The following is a 22,622-nucleotide window of genomic DNA, read 5'->3' on the forward strand; positions in this document are numbered from 1 at the left end:
CGGCAGTCCTCCCTAGCTGGCTGCACGGCATACCGGCGCTACGATCCTGATCAGGCCGGTCATCCGGACCGCCCACGAACACCCGGACCGCCCACGGACACCCGGGCAGCCCACAGGCACGGGGGCAGCCCACCGGGCCCGCCGAGCATCCGGACCGTCCTCCGGCCCTCCCGGCTCCGTACCACTGAGAGGCTCCGCACCATGGCCAGCACGTCCCCGACGTTCGCCGAGGCCCTCGCCGCGGGACCGGTCGTCCTCGACGGCGGGCTGTCCAACCAGTTGGAGTCCGCCGGGCACGACCTGAGCGACGCACTCTGGTCGGCCCGGCTGCTCGCCGAGGAACCGGAGGCCGTCGTCCTGGCGCATCTCGCGTACTACGAGGCCGGTGCGCAGGTCGCGATCACGTCCAGCTACCAGGCGACGTTCGAGGGGTTCGCGCGGCGCGGCATCGGCGCCGAGGAGGCCGCGCCGCTGCTGCGTCGCAGTGTGGAGCTGGCGCGCGACGCGGCCCGGCGGGCGCTGGCGGGCGGGGTGACCGGGCCGCTGTACGTCGCCGCGTCGGCGGGTCCGTACGGGGCGATGCTGGCGGACGGTTCCGAATACCGCGGCCGCTACGGGCTGTCGGTGGACGCGTTGGAGCGCTTCCACCGTCCGCGTCTGGAGGTGCTGGCCGCCGCCCGGCCCGATGTGCTGGCGCTGGAGACGGTGCCGGACGCCGACGAGGCCCGAGCGCTGCTGCGCGCGGTGCGCGGACTGGGGGTCCCGGCCTATCTGTCGTACAGCGTCGCGGGAGGCCGTACTCGGGCCGGACAGCCGCTTGAGGAGGCGTTCGCGCTCTCGGCGGACGCGGACGAGGTGATCGCGGTCGGTGTGAACTGCTGCGCGCCGGACGACGCGGACGCCGCGGTCGAGGTCGCGGCGCGGGTCACCGGCAAGCCGGTGGTGGTGTATCCGAACAGCGGGGAGAGCTGGGACTCCGAGGCGCGGGAGTGGTGCGGCAGCCCGGCGTTCAGCGCGGAACGGGTCGCCGCGTGGGCCACGGCCGGCGCCCGGCTCATCGGGGGGTGCTGCCGGGTGGGCCCGGACGCGATCGCCAAGCTGGCGGGCGCCCTCGGGCGATGAGCGCGCGGTCGTCCCTCGGCCGCTGAGTGACGACGGCGGGCCTCGGCCGCCGGCGCCGGCAACGCCCCATCCACCCCCCGCGCGGGCCGGAGGCGTTACACAGACGCAACCCGCGTAGCGGCGACATTCGCCCTGGCCGATGGCAGTATGCAGGCCATCTCGCAGCACCCATGGCTTGACTGATTCTCGTCCCGCTCTGGAGGACCCGTGTCCGCTCGCTCCTCGTTGCCTGTCATAGCCGCCTTCGCGGCCGTCGCCGTTCTGGCGGGGTGCAGCAGCACCAAGTCCGACGGGAAGAAGAGTTCCGGCCTGGAACTGGTCTCCCCCGGGACGCTCAAGACCTGCACCCACCTTCCGTATGCGCCGTTCCAGGTGAAGAAGGAAGGCAAGGTCGTCGGGTTCGATGTGGACCTGGTGGATCTGGTGGCGAAGGATCTCGGGGTCGAGCAGGAGATCGTCAATACCCCCTTCGAAGGCATCGAGACCGGCCAGGACTTCAAGATCCGCAAATGCGATCTGGCCGCGGCGGGCATGACCATCACGCCGAAGCGGGACAAGGTGATGGATTTCTCGGATCCCTACTTCGACGCCACCCAGGCGCTGCTGACGAAGAAGGGCAAGCCCTTCAAGAAGATCGAGGACCTCAAGGGCAAGAGGCTCGGTTACCAGAAGGCCACGACCGGTGGGATCCACGCCAAGGAGCACGGCGAGGGCGTGGATCTGGTCGAGTTCGAGGACCTGGGGCTGCTGCTGACCGCCGTGAAGTCCGGCCAGGTCGACGCCGGAATCAACGACAATGGTGTGCTCTTCGACTATGTGAAGCAGAACCCGGACACCGAGGTGACCGCGGAGTTCCAGACCGGTGAGCAGTACGGCATCGGCGTCCGCACCGGCAATGACGCACTGCGCAAGAAGATCAACGCGGTCATCAAGAAGGCGAAGTCCGACGGAAGCTACGACCGGATCTACAAGAAGTGGTTCGGCACCACCCCGAAGAGCTGACCCGCCACGTCAACGCAAGGCTCCGCGGAACGTTGCGCGCAACACTGCCGCGCAACGTTCCGCAACAGTGAAGCAGCAAGGAAATCGGAGAAGGCCGGCCCTCATGCCCCTGTCCAAACGACGGCGCGCGCGGATCATCCGCGGCGCGCAATACGGCGTCCTGGTCGTCGCCGTGGTGATATTCGCGCTGGCCGCCGACTGGCACCAGCTGCGTGTGGCGTTCTTCGACGTCACCGTCGCGAAGGCCCTGTTCCCGGACATCATCACCACCGCGCTGGTCAACACCGTCCTCTACACCCTGCTCGGCTTCGGTTTCGGTCTCGCGCTCGGACTGGTGCTGGCGCTGATGCGGCTGTCGTCGGTGCCGCCGTACCGCTGGATCGCCGTCACCTATATCGAGTTCTTCCGCGGTATTCCGGCGCTGCTGGTGTTCATCGCGCTCGGCTTCGGTGTGCCGCTGGCCTTCGAAGTGGCGCTCGACATGAACGTCACGGTGATGCTGTCGCTCGGTCTGGTGGGCGCCGCGTATATGGCGGAGACCATCCGGGCGGGTATTCAGGCCGTCCCCAAGGGCCAGACGGAGGCGGCCCGTTCGCTGGGAATGTCGCACGGCCGGGCGATGATCTCGATCGTCATTCCGCAGGCGTTCCGGATCGTACTGCCACCGCTGACCAACGAACTGATCCTGCTGACGAAGGATTCCTCTCTCGTCTATCTGCTGGGTCTCTCACTCGGCCAGTTCGAGCTGGCCAACTTCGGCCGGGACGCGCTCAATGAGCACAAGAGCCTGACCCCGATCCTGATCGCCGGACTGCTCTATCTCGTGATCACCCTCCCGCTCGGCCAGCTGGTCCGGCGGCTTGAGGCCCGTACGGCGAAGGCCAGGTGACCGGAATGACGCAGGACAAGACCCAGGACAAGGCCGTGGACAAGTCCGTGAACGAGGCCATGGCGAAGAAAACAGCCAAGGACGCGGCTCCGGAGAATTCCGGGGGCGCCGAGGCGATCGATGTGCAGGGGCTGCACAAAGCGTTCGGCGAACTGGAAGTACTGCGCGGTATCGACTTCTCAGTGGCGCGCGGAGAAGTGGTGTGCGTCATCGGGCCTTCGGGCTCCGGCAAGTCGACGCTGCTGCGCTGTGTGAATCTGCTGGAGGAGCCGAGCGCGGGCCGGGTCATGGTGGCCGACACCGAGGTCACGGACCCGGATGTGGACATCGATCTGGTCCGGCGCCGGATCGGCATGGTCTTCCAGTCCTTCAACCTCTTTCCGCATCTGACCGTGCTGGAGAATCTGACGATCGCCCAGCGGCGGGTGCTGCGGCGGAACCGCTCGGAGGCGGAGCGCATCGCGCGCGTCAATCTCGAACGGGTGGGCATGAGCGAGAAGGAGGCGTCCTATCCGGCGCAGCTTTCGGGAGGCCAGCAGCAGCGGGTGGCCATCGCCCGTGCGCTGTCCATGGACCCGGAACTGATGCTCTTCGACGAGCCGACCTCCGCACTGGACCCGGAACTGGTCGGCGACGTGCTGGCGGTGATGCGGTCACTGGCGGACGAGGGCATGACGATGCTCGTCGTCACACATGAGATGAGCTTCGCGCGGGAGGTCGCCGACCGGGTGGTCTTCATGGACGGCGGGGTCATCGTCGAGGAGGGCAGCCCGGAGCGGGTGGTGGGCGATCCGCAGCACGAGCGGACCCGGACGTTTCTGGCGCGGGTGCTGGATCCGGCGGCCGCCGAGGTCGGCGAGGTCGCCGACACGGGGCGGGCGGGCACACGCGTCGACCGCTGAGCGGCGGGCGGGGCGGCGTAACCAGCGACACCACGTCGGCATGACGAGAAAACACGGGTGAATGACGGACGGCCCTGACGCCTTCGGCGCTCAGGGCCGTCTCACCGACAGGGCCGTCTCACCGACAGCGGACCACCGCCGACGGGCATCGCCGCCCGGCCGGTGACGCCCCGCCCGTTCACGCCCGCCCGACTCAGGAAAGCGGCTTGGTGAGCTTCTTGGTGCCGGTCCGGTTCCCCATCAGGCTGCAGCTGACGGTCTTGATGCCCATCTTGTAGCCCCTGATGTTGGGGAACTGGACGTAGGTGCCCTCGGCGGTGCCGGCGGGCTGCCTGCGCGCCTTGCTCTCCAGTTCGTCCTTGCACAGCGACGACGCCTCCGCCTTGATGGCGGAGCTGGTCGTGAAGCCGGAGCCCAGGCGGTGGATGGTGACGACCTCGGCGTCGTGCGGGCCGTTGCAGGAGGCCCGGTCATTGTTGCCGACGCCGCCCGCCGGGCGATCGAAGCAGTCCCCCACCTTCAGCTGGAAGAAGGGGATCTTGCTGCTCGTGGGCGACGGGGTGCTGGTGAAACCGGTGTCGGTCGGCGTCGCGGACGGTGTGGCGGAGGCGCTGTCGGACGGTGTGGCGCTGCGGGAACCGGAGGGGTGCGCGCGGACCTTCTCCTCGTCACCGCCGTTGGCCATCACGACGGCGACGATGACGGCGGCCACCACGAGCACACCGCCGCCGATGATCGCCGCGATGGTCTTGCCGTTGCCACCGCCACCGGGTGGGCCGCCCGGCTGCTGCCAGCCGCCGGGGCCCCCCGGGCCGGGGGGACCGTAGCCACCGCCCGCCGGCGGGCCGTAGCCACCGGGCTGGCCACCGGCCGGCGGACCGTAGCCGCCCTGGCCGTAACCGCCCTGGCCTTGGACGCCTTGGCCATAGCCGCCGGCCGGCGGGCCGTAGCCGCCCGGGGTGTGGTTGGGCGGCTGGTTCTGCGGCGGAGGCGGCGGGTAGCTCATGGCAGCAATGATCGCTTCTTTACGAGGTTTTGAGGGACACGGTGACCAACCTGGAACAATTTCCGTCTGAGACATTCGGCCCGTGGGCACGGTTGGCGACAGTCGGCAAGCCACCCTACGGCCCGGAGGTTCTGTGTGTTCACCGACCTGCCCCTGGACGAACTGCACAGCTACCGGCCCCCGCTTCCCGAACCGGACGGATTCGACGCATTCTGGAAGCGCACCCTTGCCGAGGCCCGTGCCCATGACCTCGACGCCCGCTTCCAGGAGACCGACGCGGGGCTGACGCTGCTGCACAGCTACGATGTGGAGTTCTCCGGCTTCGGCGGGCACCGTATCCGCGGCTGGTTCCTGATCCCGCGGCAGGCTGCCGGGCCGCTCCCCTGCGTGGTGCAGTACCTCGGCTACGGAGGCGGGCGACTGCTGCCGCACGACTGGCTGCTGTGGCCCTCCGCGGGCTACGCGACGCTGGTCATGGACACCCGTGGGCAGAGCGGCCCGGACCGGCCCGGTGACACCCCCGATCCGGTCGGCTCCAGCAATCCGGGCGTCCCCGGCAAAATGACCCAGGGTCTGCTGAACCCGGACGACTATTACTACCGGCGGCTGTTCACGGATGCCGTCCGCGCCGTGGAAGCGGCGCGCGGGCACCCCTCGGTGGACGCCGCGCGGATCGTGGTCGCGGGCCGCAGCCAGGGCGGCAGCGCCGCGCTCGCGATGACGGGCCTGGCCCCCGATGTGGCGGGCGCGCTGATCGATGTGCCGTTCCTGACGCATGTCCGGCGCGCCATCGACATCACGGACGCGGGCCCGTACGGCGAGCTGTCCCGCTACTTCGCGGGCGAACGCACACACATCGAGACCGCGTTACGGACGCTGGACCACTTCGACGGCCTGAACTTCGCGGTCCGCGCGAGTGCCCCGGCGCTCTTCGGTACGGCGCTGCGCGACGACGTGGTACCGCCGTCCACCGGATTCGCCGCGTTCCACCACTACGCGGGCGAGAAGGAGCTCAAGGTGTGGCGGTACAACGGCCATGAGGGGGGTGGCGGCCAACAGCGGGTGGCGGAGGTGGCGTTCTTGCGCGGATTGTTCGGCTGACCGATTCCCCCCATGGTCGCCCCGGCGCCGTGGTCAGCCGGCCTGGGACACCTCCCGGCGGTAGCCGGGAGAGACCTGCTCCATGTCGCTCGATGGGACCCAAACCCCGATATCCTTAAGGGCCGTAATATCGTCTGCACCCTCCACGCGCGCCTGGCCTTCACACCAGATACCGGCGCGGCCGCCTTCGCGACGCCTCCGCATTTCGTCAGGCACACTATTTTCGCCAGGCACACCTTTTTCATCAGGGCGCTTGACGAATTCTGCCCACGGCCAAACTAATATGCGGCGCACACCGGGGAACCCCCTGGAAGCACCGGCCCGGCAAGGGAGAGAGCACGATGGGCGCACAGTCGGAGGGACCGCTCGTCGTCGGCGTGGACAGCTCCACCCAGTCCACCAAGACGCTGGTCGTGGACGCGGAGACCGGTGTGGTCATCGCCCGGGGCCAGGCGCCGCACACCGTGAGCGGCGACGGCAAGGAGAGCGACCCGGAGCAGTGGTGGCGGGCGCTGGGCGAGGCGCTGCGGCAGTGCGGCAACGCGGCGCGGCAGGTTTCCGCGCTGTCCGTCGCCGGTCAGCAGCACGGCCTGGTCACGCTCGACGCCGTCGGAGAGGTGGTACGTCCGGCGCTGCTGTGGAACGACGTCCGGTCCACGCCCCAAAGCGAGCGGCTGACCGAGGAGTTGGGCGGCACGAAAGCCTGGGCGGACCGGGTCGGAGTCGTGCCGAGGCCGGCCTTCACGGTCGCCAAGTGGGCCTGGTTGCGGGCGAACGAGCCGACCGCGGCCGCCGCCACCAGGGCGGTGCGGCTGCCGCACGACTACCTCACCCAGCGGCTGACCGGCCAGAGCGTCACCGACCGTGGCGATGCCTCGGGGACGGGCTGGTGGGCGTCGTCCACCGAGTCCTACGACGCCGGGATCCTGGAGCACGTCGGGCTGGCCCCGGAGGCGCTGCCGCGGGTGGCGCTCCCCGGGGAGGCCGCCGGCACCGTACGCACCGAAGAACTGCCGCTGCCCCATGGCGCGCTGGTGGCCGCCGGGACCGGCGACAACATGGCGGCCGCGCTCGGCCTGGGTCTGCGCCCCGGGCAGCCGGTGGTGAGCCTGGGGACGTCGGGGACGGTGTACGCGGTCGCCACGCAGCGGCCCACCGATCCGACCGGTGTCGTCGCGGGGTTCGCCGACGCGCGGGGCGACTGGCTGCCGCTCGCCTGCACCCTGAACTGCACGCTGGCGGTGGACCGGGTGGCGGCGCTGCTGGGGCGCGACCGGGAGGCCGTCGAGCCCGGTGGCAGCGCGGTGATGCTGCCCTTCCTCGATGGCGAACGCACCCCGAATCTGCCGCGCGCCTCGGGGCTGGTGCACGGGCTGCGGCATGACACCACAGCCGGTCAGCTGCTCCAAGCGGCTTATGACGGCGCCGTGTTCGCCCTGTTGCAAGCGCTGGACCGAGTGCTGGACGGGGACGCCACGACCACTACGCCGCTGCTGCTGATCGGCGGTGGCGCCAAGGGCCGGGCCTGGCGGGAGACCGTACGACGGCTGTCCGGGCGGCCGATGGTGGTGCCGGATGCGCAGGAGCTGGTAGCGCTTGGCGCGGCGGCGCAGGCGGCCGGGCTGCTGCTGGGCGAGGATCCGGCGGCGGTGGCACGGCGCTGGGGGACGGCACGCGGGGCGGAGTACGAGGCGCGCGAGCGGGACGGCGCGGCCTGGGAGCGGCTGGCGGCGACGCTCGCCGACGGCGAGGTGTTGCTGCGGGGGTGAGAGGCGGGAGGCTCACCTCCGAGGGGGCGTCAGCCGAGTGTCCCGGCCCGCCCATTGGTCACGGTATCGCGACCGGGCGCCGACGGACCGCCACACGGGCGGCGTATTCGGCGCTGCGGATCCTTCTGGACAATCCCGTTCCGGCCGGCGCCCCGACACACTCTCCCCTTTTCCGGATCCGCTAAACCTTTCCATGGAAAAGGATTTCCAAGCCACTCGTTCGAGCGATTGTGCCGATAAAAACAGCACCACTACCTTCGACTTGGCGGGCTGCCGACGAACTCCCCTTGAATGGGACATCGGACCGATCGCGTCGCCCCCTTCGAAGAGTTAGGTGGAGCATTATGACGATTGCCGACCAAACGTTGAACGAAAGCGCGGAAGGCACCCCCAATTCGAGCCTGAGTACCACCGCCGCACGGAATTTGGCGACCACCACCAAAACCGTTCCGCAGATGCAGGGCATCACCTCCCGCTGGCTGCTGCGGCTGCTGCCCTGGGTGCAGGTCTCCGGTGGTACGTACCGGGTGAACCGCCGGCTGGCGCACACCGTCGGCGACGGGCGCATCGATTTCGATATCACCGGCACCGACGTCTCGATCATTCCCGATGAGCTGCGGGAGCTCCCCGCGCTGCGGGACTTCACCGATACCGAGGTGCTCGGAGCGCTGGGCGAACGCTTCACCCAGCAGGAATACGCCCCTGGCGAGCTGATCGCGGAGGCCGGCAGCCCCGGGGACCGGCTGGTGCTGATCGCACACGGCCGGGTCGACCGTATCGGCACCGGCAAATACGGCGACGAGACCGCGCTGGAAGCGCTGGCCGGCGGCGACCACCTCGGTGACGAGTCGCTCACCAGCGCCGATGCCACCTGGGAGTTCAGCTACCGCGCGGTGACGAGGGTGACCGTCATGGCGCTGCCCCGGGCGGCCGCGCAGGAGGTCATCGGCCGCTCGCCGGAGCTCCAGGAGCATCTCGCGGCGGCCGCGCGCGGCCCCGCGCACCCGACCAACGCGAGCGGCGAATCGGCGGTCTCGGTCGCCTCCGGGCACCACGGCGAACCGCCCCTGCCCAGCACCTTCGTCGACTACGAGCTGGCTCCGCGGGAGTATGAACTCAGCGTCGCGCAGACCGTGTTGCGCACCCACACCCGGGTCGGCGATCTCTACAACGACCCGATGAACCAGGTCGAGGAACAGCTCCGGCTGACCATCCAGGCGCTGCGCGAGCGCCAGGAACACGAGATGATCAACAACCGCGAGTTCGGACTGCTGCACAATGCCGACCTCAAACAGCGCATCCACACCCGCAGCGGTCCGCCCACCCCCGACGACCTCGACGACCTGCTCGCGACCGTCTGGAAGGACCCGGGCTTTCTGCTCGCCCATCCGCAGACGATCGCCGCGATCGGCCGGGAGTGCAATTCCCGTGGGCTGTACCCGACGGCGGTCGATTTCATGGGACATTCGCTGCCGTCGTGGCGCGGGGTGCCCATCTTCCCGTGCAGTAAAATCCCGGTGACAAAGGAGCGGACGAGCTCCATTCTGCTGCTGCGTACCGGCGAGGAGAAACAGGGCGTCGTCGGTCTGCACCGCAGCGGAATTCCTGATGAATATGAGCCGGGCCTCTCGGTGCGTTTCATGGGAGTTGACGACCGGGCCATCGTCAACTACCTGGTCAGCACCTACTACTCGGCCGCGATTCTCGTGCCCGACGCGCTGGGCGTCCTAGAAGACGTGGAAATCGGGCACTGAACAGACCGGACACTGAAAACACACCTAGGTACTGAACAGACCGGACGCTGAACAGCCCTGGTACGCAACAGACCGGGCGCTGAACGATGTGCCGAAGGGAAAGCGCCGCATCATGCGGCCCTGTGAACTCCCCGAGTTCTCCGTACGCACGCACACCCCTCACAGCACCTACCAGAACAGGTGAGCCTTCTTCATGACCACATCGGTGGACCCGACGTCCGTCCCGCACCCCTCCGAGATCCAGCAGAACCGTTCCAGCCTGGACACCACGGCGGCGCGGAATCTGGCGACCACGACCAAGACCGTCCCGCAGATGCAGGGCATCTCGTCCCGCTGGCTGCTGCGCGTCCTGCCCTGGACGCAGGTCTCCGGCGGTACCTACCGGGTCAACCGCCGGCTTACCCATACGCTCGGCGACGGCAGGGTGGAGTTCGTCACGCAGGGCACCGAAGTCCGGGTGATCCCCGCCGAGTTGCGGGAGATGGCACCGCTGCGCGGCTTCGCCGACGCCCCGACCCTGGAGGCGCTGGCCGGCCGGTTCGTCCAGCAGGAGTTCGCGCCGGGCGATCTCCTCGCCGAGAAGGGCCGCCCCGCGGACCGGGTCATCCTGATCGCGCACGGCAAGCTGGACCGGCTCGGTACCGGCAAGTACGGCGATGAGACGGTCCTGGGGGTACTGGCCGACGGTGACGCACTCGGTGACGCGGTGCTGCTGACGGCGGACGCGGAGTGGGAGCACTCGGTACGGGCGTCGACCCGGGTGACCGCCCTGGTGCTGCCGCGCGGCCAGTACGAGGAGGTGCTGGCCCAGTCGGAGGCGCTGCGCGACCATGTCGAGGAGTTCCGTACGGCGCTGGTCCCGGCGCAGAACAAACACGGTGAGGCGGCCATCGAACTGGCCGCGGGGCATGTCGGCGAGCCGGAGCTGCCGGGCACGTTCGTCGACTACGAGCGGGCGCCGCGGGAGTACGAACTGAGCGTCGCGCAGACCGTGTTGAAGATTCACTCGCGGGTCGCGGACCTCTACAACGACCCGATGAACCAGCTGGATCAGCAGCTGCGGCTGACCGTGGAGGCGCTGCGCGAGCGCCAGGAGCACGAGATGATCAACAACCGCGAGTTCGGACTGCTGCACAATGCCGACCTCAAACAGCGCATCCATACCCGCAGCGGTCCGCCCACCCCCGACGACCTCGACGAGCTGATCTCCCGGCGCCGTAAGACCCAGGTGCTGCTGGCGCACCCGCGCACCATCGCGGCGATCGGGAGGGAATGGAGCGCCCGCGGGATCTATCCGACGGGTGCGGAGCTCAGCGGTACGGACGTCCGCGCGTGGCGGGGCATTCCGCTGCTGCCGTGCAACAAGATCCCGATCAACCCGGACCAGACCAGCTCGATCCTCGCGATGCGTCTGGGCGAGGAGAATCAGGGGGTCGTCGGGCTGCATCAGACCGGCATCCCGGACGAGTACCAGCCGGGGCTTTCGGTGCGCTTCATGGGCATCAACGAACAGGCCGTCATCAAGTACCTGGTCAGCGCCTATTACTCGGCGGCGGTGCTGGTGCCGGACGCGCTGGGCATTCTGGAGGACGTGGAGATCGGTCACTGACACGGCGTCGGGTCCACCCGGGTGACGCGCCCCTGAGGCCCAAGGGCATGGGTGCGACACCTGGGTGACGCCCAATCAGGTATTGCGGACTTCTGACCTGGCGGTTCTGTCTTTGGTCTGCCCATGGGCAGTTCAGCGCCGCCCTTGGCAGGGCATGTCCTGTTTACGCATGATGAATACATCACATGTGCGTGACATGTACGCGACCCGCTCGGTCCTTGTCAGGAGTTCACATGGAGCACGACCGCCCCTCCCCGGCCCGACGACGTCTGCTCACCGGCGCTGCCGCGCTCGCCGCGGCCGCCGCACTCCCTCCGTTCACGGCGGCCACCGCACGCGCGGCAGCGCCGCCGCCCCCACGCCCGCCGGACGACACCACTCCGGACCCCGACCCGCAGGGCGGCGGCGCCGACTATCCCCCCTGCCACTGGGTGCCCGCCGACCCCGCCAACTTCACCGCGGCAAACCGCCCGACGCAGTATCAGGTCGACCTGGTCGTGATGCATGTGACCCAGGAGACCTACGACGACACCATCCGGCTCTTCCAGGACCCGAACCACAAGGCGGCCGCGCACTATGTCGTACGGTCCGCCGACGGCTATATCGCGCGCTGCGTGAGCGAACGGAATGTCGCCTGGCACGCCGGAAGCTGGGACCACAACACCCGCAGCATCGGCATCGAGCACGAGGGCTGGATCGACGATCCGAAGTGGTTCACCGATGTGCTCTACGAGCAGTCCGCGCTGCTGACCGCGGCGATCTGCGACCGCTACGGCATCCCCAAGGACCGGGAGCACATCATCGGCCATGTCGAGGTGCCCGGTACCGACCACACCGATCCCGGCGAACACTGGGACTGGGCCCGCTATATGGACCTGGTCGAGGCGGCGTCCCGGCGCACCGCCAAATGACGTGGCGGGCCGTGCCGATGACATGGTGCGCCGTACAGATGGCGTCGCGCGCGGTGCGGATGGCGTGATGCGCCGTACCGCGCTCAAATGCCGCCCGTTCGGCGAGTGTGCACGCTCATGACATCTCCGGGTCATCGCGGGCGTCTCCGGCACCCAGGGATCATTGACGCGACGTCAGGAGGGCTCGTGAAACAGCGGTTCGGTCGGGTCCGCGCGTTCCTCACCGTGCTGGTGGCGTGGGGCATGCTGCTCGGCGGCGGGGTGGCCGATGCCGCGCGGGCCACCGCCGCGGGCGGCGCCCTCCGTCTCTCGGATGCCGTGGCGCTGGCGCCCGGTGTGAAGTACGGCGAATTCCGGGTGCCGGTGAAGCGCGGCACGGCGCACGGGCATCTGCTGACGGTCGATCTCACCGATCCACGCGTCGCGGTGAATCTGCTGCATCCGGGGGCGGTCGGTGCTCGGTCGCCGGTGTCCCAACTGGCGCATGTGCGGGGCGCGGTGGGCGCGGTGAACGGCGACTTCTTCCATATCAGCGAGACCCAGCACCCGGGCGTGGAGGCGACCGGCGCCCCGGTCGGCCCGGCGGTCGCGGCCGGGCGGGAGCTGAAGGGTGCGGTGCCGGACGGGCAGCGCTTCGGCCCGGTGATGCCGCCCGGCGCGAGCACCGAGGACGTCATCGGCGTCGGCCACGACCGCCGGGCGCGGCTGGACCGGCTCACGCTGCGCGGTGCGGTGCGGACCGCGCAGGGGACGCTGCCGCTGCGCGGGCTCAACCAGTACGCGCTGCCCGTGAACGGCGTCGGGGCGTACACCGCGCGGTGGGGCGGCACATCCCGGGTACGGGCGACCTGCGGTACGGACACCGACCGGGCCGCGCCGTGCAGTGCGGAGACCGCGGAGGTGACGGTGCGGCACGGGCGGGTGGTGGCGCGTGCGGAGCGGCCGGGCAGGGGCGGGGTCGCCGCGGGGAGTGTGGTGCTGGTGGGACGGGAGGAAGGGGCGCGGCAGCTGCGCAAGCTGCGTCTCGGGGATCGGGTGAGTGTGGGCCATCGTCTCGTGGGCCGAGGTCCCGGGCCGCTGCGGTTCGCGGTCGGCGGCTTCCCGATCGTGCGGAACGACCGGCCGGTGGACGGGCTGGACTCGGTGACTCCGGCGGTGCGGACCGCCGCGGGGACCGGGGGCGGGGGCCGGGTGCTGTATCTGATGGCGCTGGACGGGGCGGCGGACCGGGCCCGCCTGACGGTACGTGAACTGGCCGTGGTGATGGACCGGTTGGGGGCGCGGGACGCGGTCAATCTGGACGGCGGCGGGTCCTCGACGCTGGTCACCCGCGATCCGCGCGACCTGTCCGGCCCCAGGGTCGTCGTGCGCAACCATCCTTCGGGCGGCGCGGAACGCCCGGTGCCCAATGCGATCGGGGTGTTCTCACTGGGGTGAGTCCGGTGTCCGGGTGGTGTCGGCGTCCGTGGTGCGCATCCGGCCGAAGGCGTAGACGCAGCCGGCCAGCGCGAGGTCGGAGAGCAGCATGAAGCCGACGGCGTAGGAGCCCTTGCCGCTGTAGACGGCGCCCATGACGAGCGGGGGTACGAAGCCGCCGAGGCCGCCCATGGCACCGACGATGCCGGTGACGCTGCCGATCCGGTGCTGTGGGGTCACCCGTGGGACCAGGGCGAAGACCGAGCCGGATGCGGCACCGAGGCCGGCCGCCATGCCCAGGAAATCGACGGTGCCCAGCGGGTGGAGCAACGGGTCCAGGGCCTGGACGACGGCGAGCAGCGCCACCAGGCCGAGCGCCCCGGCGGTGACGACGGCCGGGTGCACCCGGTCCGAGCACCAGCCGCCGATGGGCCGGAAGAGGACAGTGACCAGCGCGAATCCGGCGGCCTTGGTGCCGGCGTCGGTGGCGTCGAGGCCGTACCAGGTCTGCAGATAGGTCGGCAGGTAGACGCCGAACGCGACGATGCCGCCGAAGCCGATCGCGTACAGCGCGGCCAGTTCCCAGGTGACGGGACGCCGGCCGGCCACGGCAAGACCTGTGGTGACGGAGGTCTGCGGGACGGGCCGGTCGGGAGCGTCGGTGATCATCAGCGCGGCGAGCATCGCGAAGACGGCGAGCACCATGGCGACGACGAGATACGGCAGGTTCTCGTCGTACGCGTGGATACGGGGCGTCAGATGGCCGGAGAGGGCGACGCCGCCCATGCCCATGCCGAAGACCCCCAGGGCAAGGCCCCTGCGGCCGGGCCGGAACCAGCCGTTGACGAGCGGGATGCCGATGGCGAACGTGGTGCCGCCGAGGCCGAGCAGAAAGCCGGCGGCGAGCAGTGTGGGGTAGTGGTGGCGGGCGGGGATGAGCAGCAGCACCGGCACGATGGTGAGCGCGGAGACCAGGGGGAACATCACCCGGGCGCCGAACCGGTCGGTGAGCGCGCCGACCGGTACCTGGCCCAGCGAGCCGGCCAGCACCGGCGCGGCGACCAGCACCACCTCTTCGACCCCGGTCAGGCCGAGGTCGGTGGTGAAGGCGTCGCCGAGGGGGGCGATGAGGTTCCACGCCCAGAAGGTGAGGGTGAGGCCGAGGGTGGCGAGAACGAGGTTCCGGTAGGCGGCCACCGTCACGGGCGCACACTGCTCACCACATCCGCAGCGCCGGAGAGGCCGTTGTGGATCTCCGGGGCGAGGCTGCTGCTCGCCAGGTAGAAGCCGAGCAGCCCGCAGACCAGGGCGTGCGAGAACTTGAGTTTTCCGCTGCGCAGGAAGATAGCCGTCAAGATCGTCAGCAGGAGCACGATTGAGATCGAAATAGCCATGGGACACCTCCTCGACCGCCGCCCGAACGGACGGCAATGGGTGGCCAGTTTGGCGCATTTCGGATATGCCAGGTTCGATGCCGGATGCTCCGACCGGGTGATGACTGCGGGTTACCGCGCGGGCTTTTCGGGGTGCCCGTCCAGGGCCTCCGACCCCCTCACCCTCATGGCGGCGTGACGTGTATCACATCACTCCCTGCAACGGAGCACTCCGATCGGCCGTCTTAGCGGCCGACATCGCCGCCGATCCCCACCGCTGACGGAAAGCCCCGCACATGAGCCTGCCCCCCGCCCCCGGCCGCCCGCGGCCGTCCCGCGTCGCCCGCGCGCTGATCCCACTGATCGGCCTGATCGCACTCACCGCGTGCGGCGGCAGCGCGGCGTCGGCATCCAAGGGCGACCCGGTGCAGGTGGGACTGGGCGCGGCGAAGGGCACCAAGACGGTGCAGGCCGGTGACAAGCTCAAGGTGACCGCGCGTGGCGGGGTGCTCACCGATGTGACGGTGACCGACCCAATGGGCCGTCTGCTGCCCGGCGGGCTCGGGGACGGCGGCACCGTCTGGACCTCCAGCGCGAAGACCACGCCGGACACCAAGTACTCGGTGGTCGCCCGGACGAAGAACGCCCGGGGCGGCACGTTCGACGTCAAGGAATCGCTGATCACGGCGAAGGCGGACAAGCTCAACAAGCTGGTGCTCAACCCCGGCTCGCAGGGAGCCACCGTCGGCATCGCCCAGCCCATCATGATCACCTTCGACTTCCCGGTGACCGACAAGGCCGCGGTGGAGAACCATCTCAAGGTCACCACCAGCAACCACACGACCGGATCATGGGGCTGGGTGAAGGACCACAGTGGCAAGGACCGCATCGACTGGCGGCCCAAGGAGTACTGGAAGCCCGGCACCACCGTCACACTGCGGGCCGAGCTGAACGGGGTGGACTCCGGCGGCGGCCGCTACTTCGCCAAGGACTACGACCTGACCTTCGGCATCGGCAGAAGCCAGGTGGTGAAGGTCGACCTGGATGCCAAGCGTCTGTCGTTCGTGGAGAACGGCGAGAAGATCCGGAGCATTCCCGTCTCGGCCGGGAAGCCGGACGCCGAGCACGCGACATGGACCGGGACCTTCCCGCTGATGGCGAAGGAGGGCACGATCACCATGAACTCCAAGACCGTGGGCCTCGGCGAGCCGTACGACAAGACGGTCCGCGACGCGATGAAGCTCACGGACTCCGGGACCTACGCGCACGCCGCGCCCTGGAACGCGAGCGACATGGGCCGGATCAACGCCAGCTCGGGCTGCATCGGCATGACCGATTCGGACGCGGACTGGCTGTACGGCAAGATCCGGGTAGGTGATCCCTTCGAGATCACCGGATCCTCCGTACGAGGGAGAGCTGACCTGTCCAACGGGATCGGAGACTGGATGGTCGACTGGTCCCGGTGGCTGCGAAACAGCGCCCTCTCGTCGAGCAGCTGACCCCTTTCAGAGCCTAATGTGACGGAATGAGCACCGTGCAGGACCAGGATCAACTCACCGGGTGGCAGCGCTTCAAGCGCCGCGTGCCCAATGGCTTCGCCATCATCTTCAGCGTACTGGGGCTGTTCTGCGCCCTCACGGCGCTGATCGGGCCCTTGCGGCGCGGGCTCCGCCCGGCGATCTACTGGCTGGACACCCTCACCATCCCGGTGGCGCCGAACTTCGCCTACGCGGCGTTCCTCCTCCTGCTGGCCGCGGCGATGACCGCGCGCAAACGGGTCGCCCTGTGGTGCGCCGTGGCCTACATGGTGCTGGTCACGCTGGCGGACGCGCTGTTCCTGGCGGCCGGATACTGGGAGTTCGCGTTCTCCCTGGTCCTGTGCACCGGAGCGCTGGTACTGCTGCTCGTCTCGCACCGCGAGTTCTACGCGATCACCCGGCGCGGCGCGTTCCTGCGGGCCGCGGGGGTGCTGGCCACCGGACTGGTGGCGGCCGTACTGATCGGCTGGGGCCTGGTCTCGCTCATCCCCGGGACGCTGGAGTCCGGCGCCGCGAACCGGCTGCTGTGGGCCGCCAACCGCGTCTGCGGCGGGCTGGTCGGCGGCCGGATCATCGAGGGCCATCCGCCGCACTGGATCAGCACCGTCCTCGGTCTGCTCGGCGCGCTGGCGCTGCTCAACGCCGCGGCCGCGCTGTTCCGTTCGCAGCGGATGGAGGCCGCGCTGCACGGCGACGAGGAGTCCCGGATCCGGGCCCTGCTGGCCCGTTACGGCAGCCAGGACTCGCTGGGCTACTTCGCCACCCGCCGGGACAAGGCCGTGGTCTTCTCCCCCAGCGGCAAGGCCGCCGTCACCTACCGCGTCGAGGCCGGCGTCTGCCTGGCCAGCGGTGACCCGGTCGGCGACCGGGAGGCGTGGACGCCGGCCATCGAGGCATGGCTGGAGGTCGCCGGACGGTACGGCTGGCAGCCCGCCGTCATGGGCGCCAGCGAGGACGGCGCCAAGGCGTTCGCGCGCAGCGGTCTCGGCGCGCTGCAGCTCGGCGACGAAGCGATCCTGCACGTCAAGGACTTCGAGCTGGACGGCCGCGACATGCGGGTGACGCGGCAGGCCGTCAACCGCGTCAGGCGCACCGGCGCCACCTTCCGGGTCCGCCGGCACGCGGCGCTCACCGACGCGGAGATGCAGGAGGTCATCCACCGGGCGGACGCCTGGCGGGACACCGAGACCGAGCGCGGCTTCTCGATGGCCCTGGACCGGCTCGGCGACCCGGCGGACGGGGACTGTCTGCTGGCCGAGGCGTTCGACGGCGACGGCAACATGATCGCGCTGCTGTCCTTCGTCCCGTGGGGCGAGGACGGCATCTCGCTGGACGTCATGCGCCGTGACCGCACCGCGCCCAACGGCGTCATGGAGTTCATGGTCGCCGAGCTGTGCGCGCAGGCCGGGTCGTTCGGAGTGCGCCGGATCTCGCTGAACTTCGCGGTCTTCCGGTCGGCCTTCGAGGAGGGCGCCCGGATCGGTGCGGGCCCGGTGCTGAAGTTCTGGCGCAGGCTGCTGCTGTTCTTCTCCAAGTGGTGGCAGCTGGAGGCCCTCTACCGGTCCAACGCGAAGTACGACCCCGAGTGGTACCCGCGGTTCCTGTGCTACGCGGACGCCGGCGCGCTCGCCCGGATCGCCCTGGGCTCCGGCATCGCCGAGGGCTTCGTGGCCGTACCGAGCCTGGGCAAGCTGTGGGGCAAGGGCCACAAGAAAAAGGTGCTGGCCCCGGCGAGCACCGCGGGTCTGCCGTCGCTGGACGAACTCGGCCTGGTGCAGGCGGCACCGGCCACCGAGGAGGAGCGGCGGAAGCAGGAGCTGGCCGCGCTGCCCGAGCAGGTGCGGGTACGCCATCACAAGCTGGAGCGGCTGCGCGAGAACGGCACCGACCCGTATCCGGTGGGCGTGGAGCGTACGCACACCCTGGGCGGGGTCCGCGACGCGTACCCGGACCCGGCTCCCAGTGCGCGTACCGGCACGTCCGTCAGGGTCGCCGGGCGGGTGCTGCTCACCCGGGACCACGGCGGGGTGCTCTTCGCGGTGCTGCGGGACTGGTCGGGCGATCTGCAGATCGCGCTGACCCGGGACGGCAGCGGCGCGGAGACGCTGGACCGGTTCGCCGCGGACATCGACCTGGGCGACCATGTCGAGGCCGAGGGCGAGGTCGGCGCCAGCGATCGCGGTGAGCTGACGGTGTTCGTGTCGCAGTGGCGGCTGACGGCCAAGTGCCTGCGTCCGCTGCCGGACAAGCGGCGCGGTCTGTCCGATCCGGAGGCCAAGGTCCGTCAGCGGTATGTGGATCTGGTCGTCTCGCCGGACGCACGGGACACCGTGCGGGCGCGCAGCACGGCCGTGCAGGCGCTGCGGCAGGGGCTGATCGACCGCGGCTACCTCGAGGTCGAGACGCCGATGCTGCAGCAGATCCACGGCGGCGCCAACGCCCGGCCGTTCCATACCCACATCAACGCCTACGACCTCGATCTGTATCTCCGTATCGCGCCGGAGCTGTACCTCAAGCGGCTGTGCGTGGGCGGTATGGAGAAGGTCTTCGAGATGGGCCGGACCTTCCGCAACGAGGGCATCTCGTACAAGCACAACCCCGAGTTCACGATGCTGGAGGCGTACCAGACGTTCGCCGACTACGACGTGATGCTCGATCTGACCCGGGAGCTGATCCAGGGGGCGGCGGTCGCGGCGTTCGGCAGTGCCACGGCGCGCAAGGCGGACGCCGACGGGCGGCTGGTCGAGCACGACATCTCGGGCATCTGGCCGGTCAAGACCGTCTATGGCGCGATCTCGGACGCGCTGGGCGAGGAGGTCGACGCGGACACCGAGCCGGAGGTGCTGCGGCGGCTGTGCAACGCGTCGTCGGTGCCGGTGAAGCCGGAGATGGGGCGCGGGGACATCGTCCTGGAGATGTACGAGCGGCTGGTCGAGGAGAAGACCACGCTGCCGACGTTCTACAAGGACTTCCCGACCGATGTCTCGCCGCTGACCCGTCAGCACCGCAAGGACCCGCGGCTCGCCGAGCGCTGGGACCTGGTCGCGTTCGGCACGGAACTGGGCACCGCCTACTCGGAGTTGACCGACCCGGTGGAGCAGCGGCGGCGGCTGACCGCGCAGTCGCTGCTGGCGGCGGGCGGTGATCCGGAGGCGATGGAGCTGGACGAGGATTTCCTCCAGGCCCTGGAGTACGCGATGCCGCCCACGGGTGGGCTGGGTATCGGCGTGGACCGGCTGGTGATGTTCCTGACGGGTCTGTCCATCCGGGAGACGCTGCCGTTCCCGCTGGTCCGGCGGCGGTGACCAACGCGGTACGGGACGGCCCCGCACTCACCTCGGGTGACGCTGTTGGTTACAGTAATTCGGGGCCTCGCGTGACGTCGGTTCGCAAGATCTGGTTGTGGTCTTGAGAACCGACGTTGTCGTATGGGGAGGGTGTCGGTGTCGATGCGGCCGAGTGGGCCGGGTGAGATCCCGGCGGAGACGGTGCGGGTAGCGCGGGCGGCGTTTCCCAAGGGGAGCCTGGCGATCCGGGGCCGGGACGAGCTGGGGCCGTTGTTCGGTGATGAGCAGTTCGCGGATCTCTTCCCAGCACGGGGGAAACCTGCCTGGTCGCCGGGCCGGCTGGCGTTGGTGCTGGTGTTGCAGTTCGTCGAGGGGCTCACCGACCGGCAGGCCACGGAAGCGGTGCGAGCACGGATCGACTTCAAATACGCCCTGGGGCTGGATCTTGCGGATCCCGGCTTCGACTTCTCGGTGCTGTCGGAGTTCCGGGACCGCCTGATCGACGAAGATGCCGGACAACGGGTGTTGGACGGCATCCTCGTTGCCGCCCGTGACAAGGGACTGCTCACGGGCGGAGGCAAGGCCCGGACCGACTCCACACATGTCCTGTCCTCGACACGGGAGCTGTGCTGGCTGGAGATGGTCTCCGAGACGCTGCGTGCGGCCCTGAACACCCTCGCTCCTACCGCTCCCGAGTGGCTGGCGCAGATCGCAGATCCGAACTGGTTCAAGCACTACGTCAGCCGCGCCGAAGACTCCCGGTTCCCCAAGGCCCGCACCAAGCGGGAAGAGATCGGCCGTCGCATCGGGATGGACGGGACGCGGCTGCTGGAGGCCGTCTTCGGGCCCGACGCGCCTCCCGGACTGCGTGCAGTGCATCGGGTGGAGGTTCTGCGGCAGGTGTGGGTGCAGCAGTTCCACCAGGTGGACGGCGCGGTGAGTCGGCGGGACCCGAAAGACCGGCCGCCAGGCGCGACACGCTTAGTCACTCCCTATGACACCGAGGCGCGCAGCAGCGTGAAGCGCGACACTTTCTGGGACGGGTACAAGGTGCACCTCACCGAAACCTGCGGCGGCGACGCCCCAAATCTGATCACACATGTCGCCACCACCGACTCCACTGTCGCCGACTTCGATCTGGTCCCGGCGATCCACACTGACCTGGCTCAGCGCCGTCTGCTTCCCGACGAGCACCTGGTCGATGCCGGCTACGTCACTTCCCAGCACATCGTGACGGCACGCCGCGATCACGGCGTGGACCTTGTTGGCCCGGTCCTGTCCAGCACTGGTTGGCAGGAAAGGTCCAAGACGGGCTTTCCCGTCAGCGCGTTCGCCATCGACTGGGATCGCCAGAAGGTGACCTGCCCAGGCGGGAAGACCAACACCCGTTGGGCGAGAGAACCGATCCGGAACAAAGTCGAGATCCGCGTGCAGTTCTCGAAAGCCGACTGCCGGCCCTGCCCTGTCAAGGAATCGTGCACTCGCGGACCGCGCCGCAGACTGACGATCCAGGAGCAGGATGTCCATGAGGCTGTGCGCCAGCGCCGGACCGAGCAGCAGGACGCGCGCTGGCAAGAGCGATACCAACTCCGCGCTGGCGTTGAGGGCACCATTTCCCAAGGTGTCCATCGCTGTGGCCTGCGCAGATCGCGCTACCGCGGACTGGCCAAAACAAGCCTCCAGCATCAACTAACTGGCGCCGCGATCAACCTCGCGCGCATCGATGCCCACCTGGCCCACAGACCTCCGGCCCCCACCCGGACCAGCCACTTCGCAATGCTTCGCCCCGCCGACCAAGCGATCGGCGGGGCGAAGCAGGCCCCGAATTAACCAACAGTGTCAATCGAATCGGTGCGGGGCCGCTTCGTGTCCGTCGCTCAGCGCAGGACTTCGGGGTTGGCGCAGTGGACCAGGGGTTCGCCGCGCAGGTAGCGGCCGACTTCCGCGGCGGCCAGGTGCGCGGCCTTGTGTGCCACCTGTTGGCTGCCGCCCGCGATATGCGGGGTGAGGACCGCACCGGGCGCGGTCAGCAGCCGGGAGCCGGCCGGCAGCGGCTCTTCCGGGAAGACGTCGAAGCCGGCGCCGGACAGCCGGCCGTCCTCCAGGGCGTCACAGACCGCGTCGTAGTCCAGCAGGGCGCCCCGGGCGCAGTTGACGAGGACGGAGCCGCGGGGCATGGCGGCGAGCTGTGCGCGGCCGATCATGCCCGTGGTCTCCTCGGTCACCCGGGCGTGCAGCGAGACGATGCGGGAGCGGCGGAGCAGTGCGTCGAGGGAGACCTGTTCGGCGATGCCCGCCAGCGCCTCCGGCCGCACATAAGGGTCGTGGACCAGGACCTCGGCGCCCATGGCCACCAGGACCTTGGCCACCCGGCTGCCGATGGCGCCGAAGCCGATCAGCCCGACGGTGGCGCCGTCGATCTCGATGCCGCAGTTGTCGTAGTCGTAGTAGTCGCCGCGCCAGACGCCGCGCCGGAGGTCGGTGTGGGTGTCGCCGACGCCGCGGGCGGCGGCGAGCATCAGGGTGAGGGTGTGTTCCGCGGTGGCGGTGGCATTGCGGCCGGGCGCGTAGCAGACGGCGACGCCATGCCGGGTGGCGGCCTCGACGTTGGCGTTGACCGGCCCGCCGCGGCTGGTGCAGAACAGTTTCAGGTCGGGGCAGTGGGCGAGGATCCGTTCGGTGAGCGGGCCGTGCTCGGTGACACAGATCTCGATGCCCTGGAGGGCGTCGATCATTTCGTCCTCGGTGCCGGACGCCTCGATGACCTCGGCCACCGGGCCGAACGGCGTGTGCGGCCAGGGGAATTGGTGCTCGCGCACCTTCAGCGGCAGGCCCCCGGCGGCCTTGCGGACGGCCTCGGTGAACAGGCTCGGGCGGATGAAGTGGTTGCCGGCGGCGAGGACGGGGGTGGTCATCGGGGGTTTCTCCAGAAGTGACGTGGAT

17 protein-coding genes are annotated in these 22,622 nt (G+C 69.6%); 13 read left to right on the forward strand and 4 right to left on the reverse strand.

Features of this window, described 5'->3' with window-relative positions; translation table 11 throughout:
* Positions 1-201: 201 nt before the first annotated feature.
* The 4 genes from mmuM (at position 202) to K9S39_RS07165 (ending at position 3,915) form a co-directional block, all read left to right on the forward strand.
* Entirely contained in the window at positions 202-1,122 is a 921-nt protein-coding gene (mmuM, locus tag K9S39_RS07150) for a homocysteine S-methyltransferase (protein ID WP_248862485.1), read from the forward strand.
* A gap of 207 nt (positions 1,123-1,329) precedes the next feature.
* The gene (locus tag K9S39_RS07155; RefSeq protein WP_248862486.1) at positions 1,330-2,124 is read left to right on the forward strand and encodes a basic amino acid ABC transporter substrate-binding protein; all 795 of its coding nucleotides are present in this window, start codon (positions 1,330-1,332) and stop codon (positions 2,122-2,124) included.
* A 103-nt stretch (positions 2,125-2,227) separates the two neighbouring features.
* On the forward strand, positions 2,228-3,013 hold the full coding sequence (locus K9S39_RS07160; RefSeq protein ID WP_248862487.1) for an amino acid ABC transporter permease: 786 nt from the start codon (positions 2,228-2,230) through the stop codon (positions 3,011-3,013).
* A 59-nt stretch (positions 3,014-3,072) separates the two neighbouring features.
* Positions 3,073-3,915: an amino acid ABC transporter ATP-binding protein gene (locus K9S39_RS07165; protein ID WP_248868619.1), complete on the forward strand. Its 843-nt coding sequence runs from the start codon at positions 3,073-3,075 to the stop codon at positions 3,913-3,915.
* A gap of 193 nt (positions 3,916-4,108) precedes the next feature.
* On the opposite strand, the gene K9S39_RS07170 is transcribed toward K9S39_RS07165, so the two are convergent.
* On the reverse strand, positions 4,109-4,921 hold the full coding sequence (locus tag K9S39_RS07170; protein WP_248862488.1) for a hypothetical protein: 813 nt from the start codon (positions 4,919-4,921) through the stop codon (positions 4,109-4,111).
* Positions 4,922-5,056: 135 nt separating this feature from the next.
* On the opposite strand from K9S39_RS07170, the gene K9S39_RS07175 reads away from it, so the two are divergent.
* The 6 genes from K9S39_RS07175 (at position 5,057) to K9S39_RS07200 (ending at position 13,502) form a co-directional block, all read left to right on the forward strand.
* Positions 5,057-6,022, forward strand: a complete 966-nt coding sequence (locus K9S39_RS07175) for an acetylxylan esterase (RefSeq protein WP_248862489.1) — start codon at positions 5,057-5,059, stop codon at positions 6,020-6,022.
* 341 nt (positions 6,023-6,363) lie between these two features.
* Positions 6,364-7,791 (forward strand): xylulokinase, encoded by a 1,428-nt coding sequence (xylB, locus tag K9S39_RS07180; protein WP_248862490.1) that lies wholly within the window; start codon positions 6,364-6,366, stop codon positions 7,789-7,791.
* A 341-nt stretch (positions 7,792-8,132) separates the two neighbouring features.
* Positions 8,133-9,545 carry a family 2B encapsulin nanocompartment shell protein gene (locus K9S39_RS07185; RefSeq protein WP_406708127.1) on the forward strand — a complete coding sequence of 471 codons (1,413 nt, stop codon included), beginning with the start codon at positions 8,133-8,135 and terminating at the stop codon, positions 9,543-9,545.
* A gap of 193 nt (positions 9,546-9,738) precedes the next feature.
* Positions 9,739-11,154, forward strand: coding sequence for a family 2B encapsulin nanocompartment shell protein (locus tag K9S39_RS07190; RefSeq protein WP_248862492.1), 1,416 nt, complete (start codon positions 9,739-9,741; stop codon positions 11,152-11,154).
* 233 nt (positions 11,155-11,387) lie between these two features.
* Positions 11,388-12,065: an N-acetylmuramoyl-L-alanine amidase gene (locus tag K9S39_RS07195; protein WP_248862493.1), complete on the forward strand. Its 678-nt coding sequence runs from the start codon at positions 11,388-11,390 to the stop codon at positions 12,063-12,065.
* Between the two features lie 243 nt (positions 12,066-12,308).
* Positions 12,309-13,502, forward strand: a complete 1,194-nt coding sequence (locus tag K9S39_RS07200; protein WP_406708128.1) for a phosphodiester glycosidase family protein — start codon at positions 12,309-12,311, stop codon at positions 13,500-13,502.
* Here K9S39_RS07200 and K9S39_RS07205 read toward each other — a convergent pair.
* Together K9S39_RS07205 and K9S39_RS07210 are read right to left on the reverse strand one after the other, a co-directional pair.
* The gene (locus tag K9S39_RS07205) at positions 13,491-14,684 is read right to left on the reverse strand and encodes an MFS transporter (protein WP_248862495.1); all 1,194 of its coding nucleotides are present in this window, start codon (positions 14,682-14,684) and stop codon (positions 13,491-13,493) included. The genes K9S39_RS07200 and K9S39_RS07205 overlap by 12 nt on opposite strands.
* Positions 14,681-14,875, reverse strand: a complete 195-nt coding sequence (locus tag K9S39_RS07210) for a hypothetical protein (protein WP_248862496.1) — start codon at positions 14,873-14,875, stop codon at positions 14,681-14,683. The genes K9S39_RS07205 and K9S39_RS07210 overlap by 4 nt, the downstream gene beginning before the upstream one ends.
* A 275-nt stretch (positions 14,876-15,150) precedes the next feature.
* Here K9S39_RS07210 and K9S39_RS07215 point away from each other — a divergent pair, with 275 nt between their 5' ends.
* The 3 genes from K9S39_RS07215 to K9S39_RS07225 all read left to right on the forward strand — a co-directional run bounded on the left by K9S39_RS07215 (position 15,151) and on the right by K9S39_RS07225 (position 21,509).
* A complete protein-coding gene (locus tag K9S39_RS07215) occupies positions 15,151-16,353 on the forward strand; it encodes a L,D-transpeptidase family protein (RefSeq protein WP_248862497.1) in 1,203 nt (400 codons plus the stop codon).
* 26 nt (positions 16,354-16,379) lie between these two features.
* Positions 16,380-19,697: a bifunctional lysylphosphatidylglycerol synthetase/lysine--tRNA ligase LysX gene (gene lysX / locus K9S39_RS07220; protein WP_248862498.1), complete on the forward strand. Its 3,318-nt coding sequence runs from the start codon at positions 16,380-16,382 to the stop codon at positions 19,695-19,697.
* A gap of 138 nt (positions 19,698-19,835) precedes the next feature.
* On the forward strand, positions 19,836-21,509 hold the full coding sequence (locus tag K9S39_RS07225; RefSeq protein WP_248862499.1) for an IS1182 family transposase: 1,674 nt from the start codon (positions 19,836-19,838) through the stop codon (positions 21,507-21,509).
* Positions 21,510-21,556: 47 nt separating this feature from the next.
* Here the strand turns inward: K9S39_RS07225 and K9S39_RS07230 are convergent, their stop codons facing one another.
* Positions 21,557-22,594 (reverse strand): 2-hydroxyacid dehydrogenase, encoded by a 1,038-nt coding sequence (locus tag K9S39_RS07230; RefSeq protein WP_248862500.1) that lies wholly within the window; start codon positions 22,592-22,594, stop codon positions 21,557-21,559.
* Positions 22,595-22,622 lie beyond the last annotated feature (28 nt).

The organism is Streptomyces halobius (genome assembly GCF_023277745.1).
GTDB lineage: Bacteria > Actinomycetota > Actinomycetes > Streptomycetales > Streptomycetaceae > Streptomyces > Streptomyces halobius.

Excerpts from the sequence above, each read along its gene's own strand:
- mmuM (WP_248862485.1), top strand. The coding sequence starts at position 202 with ATGGCCAGCACGTCCCCGACGTTCGCCGAGGCCCTCGCCGCGGGACCG.
- K9S39_RS07160 (WP_248862487.1), top strand. The coding sequence starts at position 2,228 with ATGCCCCTGTCCAAACGACGGCGCGCGCGGATCATCCGCGGCGCGCAA.
- K9S39_RS07165 (WP_248868619.1), top strand. The coding sequence starts at position 3,073 with ATGGCGAAGAAAACAGCCAAGGACGCGGCTCCGGAGAATTCCGGGGGC.
- K9S39_RS07170 (WP_248862488.1), bottom strand. The coding sequence starts at position 4,921 with ATGAGCTACCCGCCGCCTCCGCCGCAGAACCAGCCGCCCAACCACACC.
- xylB (WP_248862490.1), top strand. The coding sequence starts at position 6,364 with ATGGGCGCACAGTCGGAGGGACCGCTCGTCGTCGGCGTGGACAGCTCC.
- K9S39_RS07190 (WP_248862492.1), top strand. The coding sequence starts at position 9,739 with ATGACCACATCGGTGGACCCGACGTCCGTCCCGCACCCCTCCGAGATC.
- K9S39_RS07195 (WP_248862493.1), top strand. The coding sequence starts at position 11,388 with ATGGAGCACGACCGCCCCTCCCCGGCCCGACGACGTCTGCTCACCGGC.
- K9S39_RS07200 (WP_406708128.1), top strand. The coding sequence starts at position 12,309 with ATGCTGCTCGGCGGCGGGGTGGCCGATGCCGCGCGGGCCACCGCCGCG.
- K9S39_RS07210 (WP_248862496.1), bottom strand. The coding sequence starts at position 14,875 with ATGGCTATTTCGATCTCAATCGTGCTCCTGCTGACGATCTTGACGGCT.
- K9S39_RS07215 (WP_248862497.1), top strand. The coding sequence starts at position 15,151 with ATGAGCCTGCCCCCCGCCCCCGGCCGCCCGCGGCCGTCCCGCGTCGCC.
- lysX (WP_248862498.1), top strand. The coding sequence starts at position 16,380 with ATGAGCACCGTGCAGGACCAGGATCAACTCACCGGGTGGCAGCGCTTC.
- K9S39_RS07230 (WP_248862500.1), bottom strand. The coding sequence starts at position 22,594 with ATGACCACCCCCGTCCTCGCCGCCGGCAACCACTTCATCCGCCCGAGC.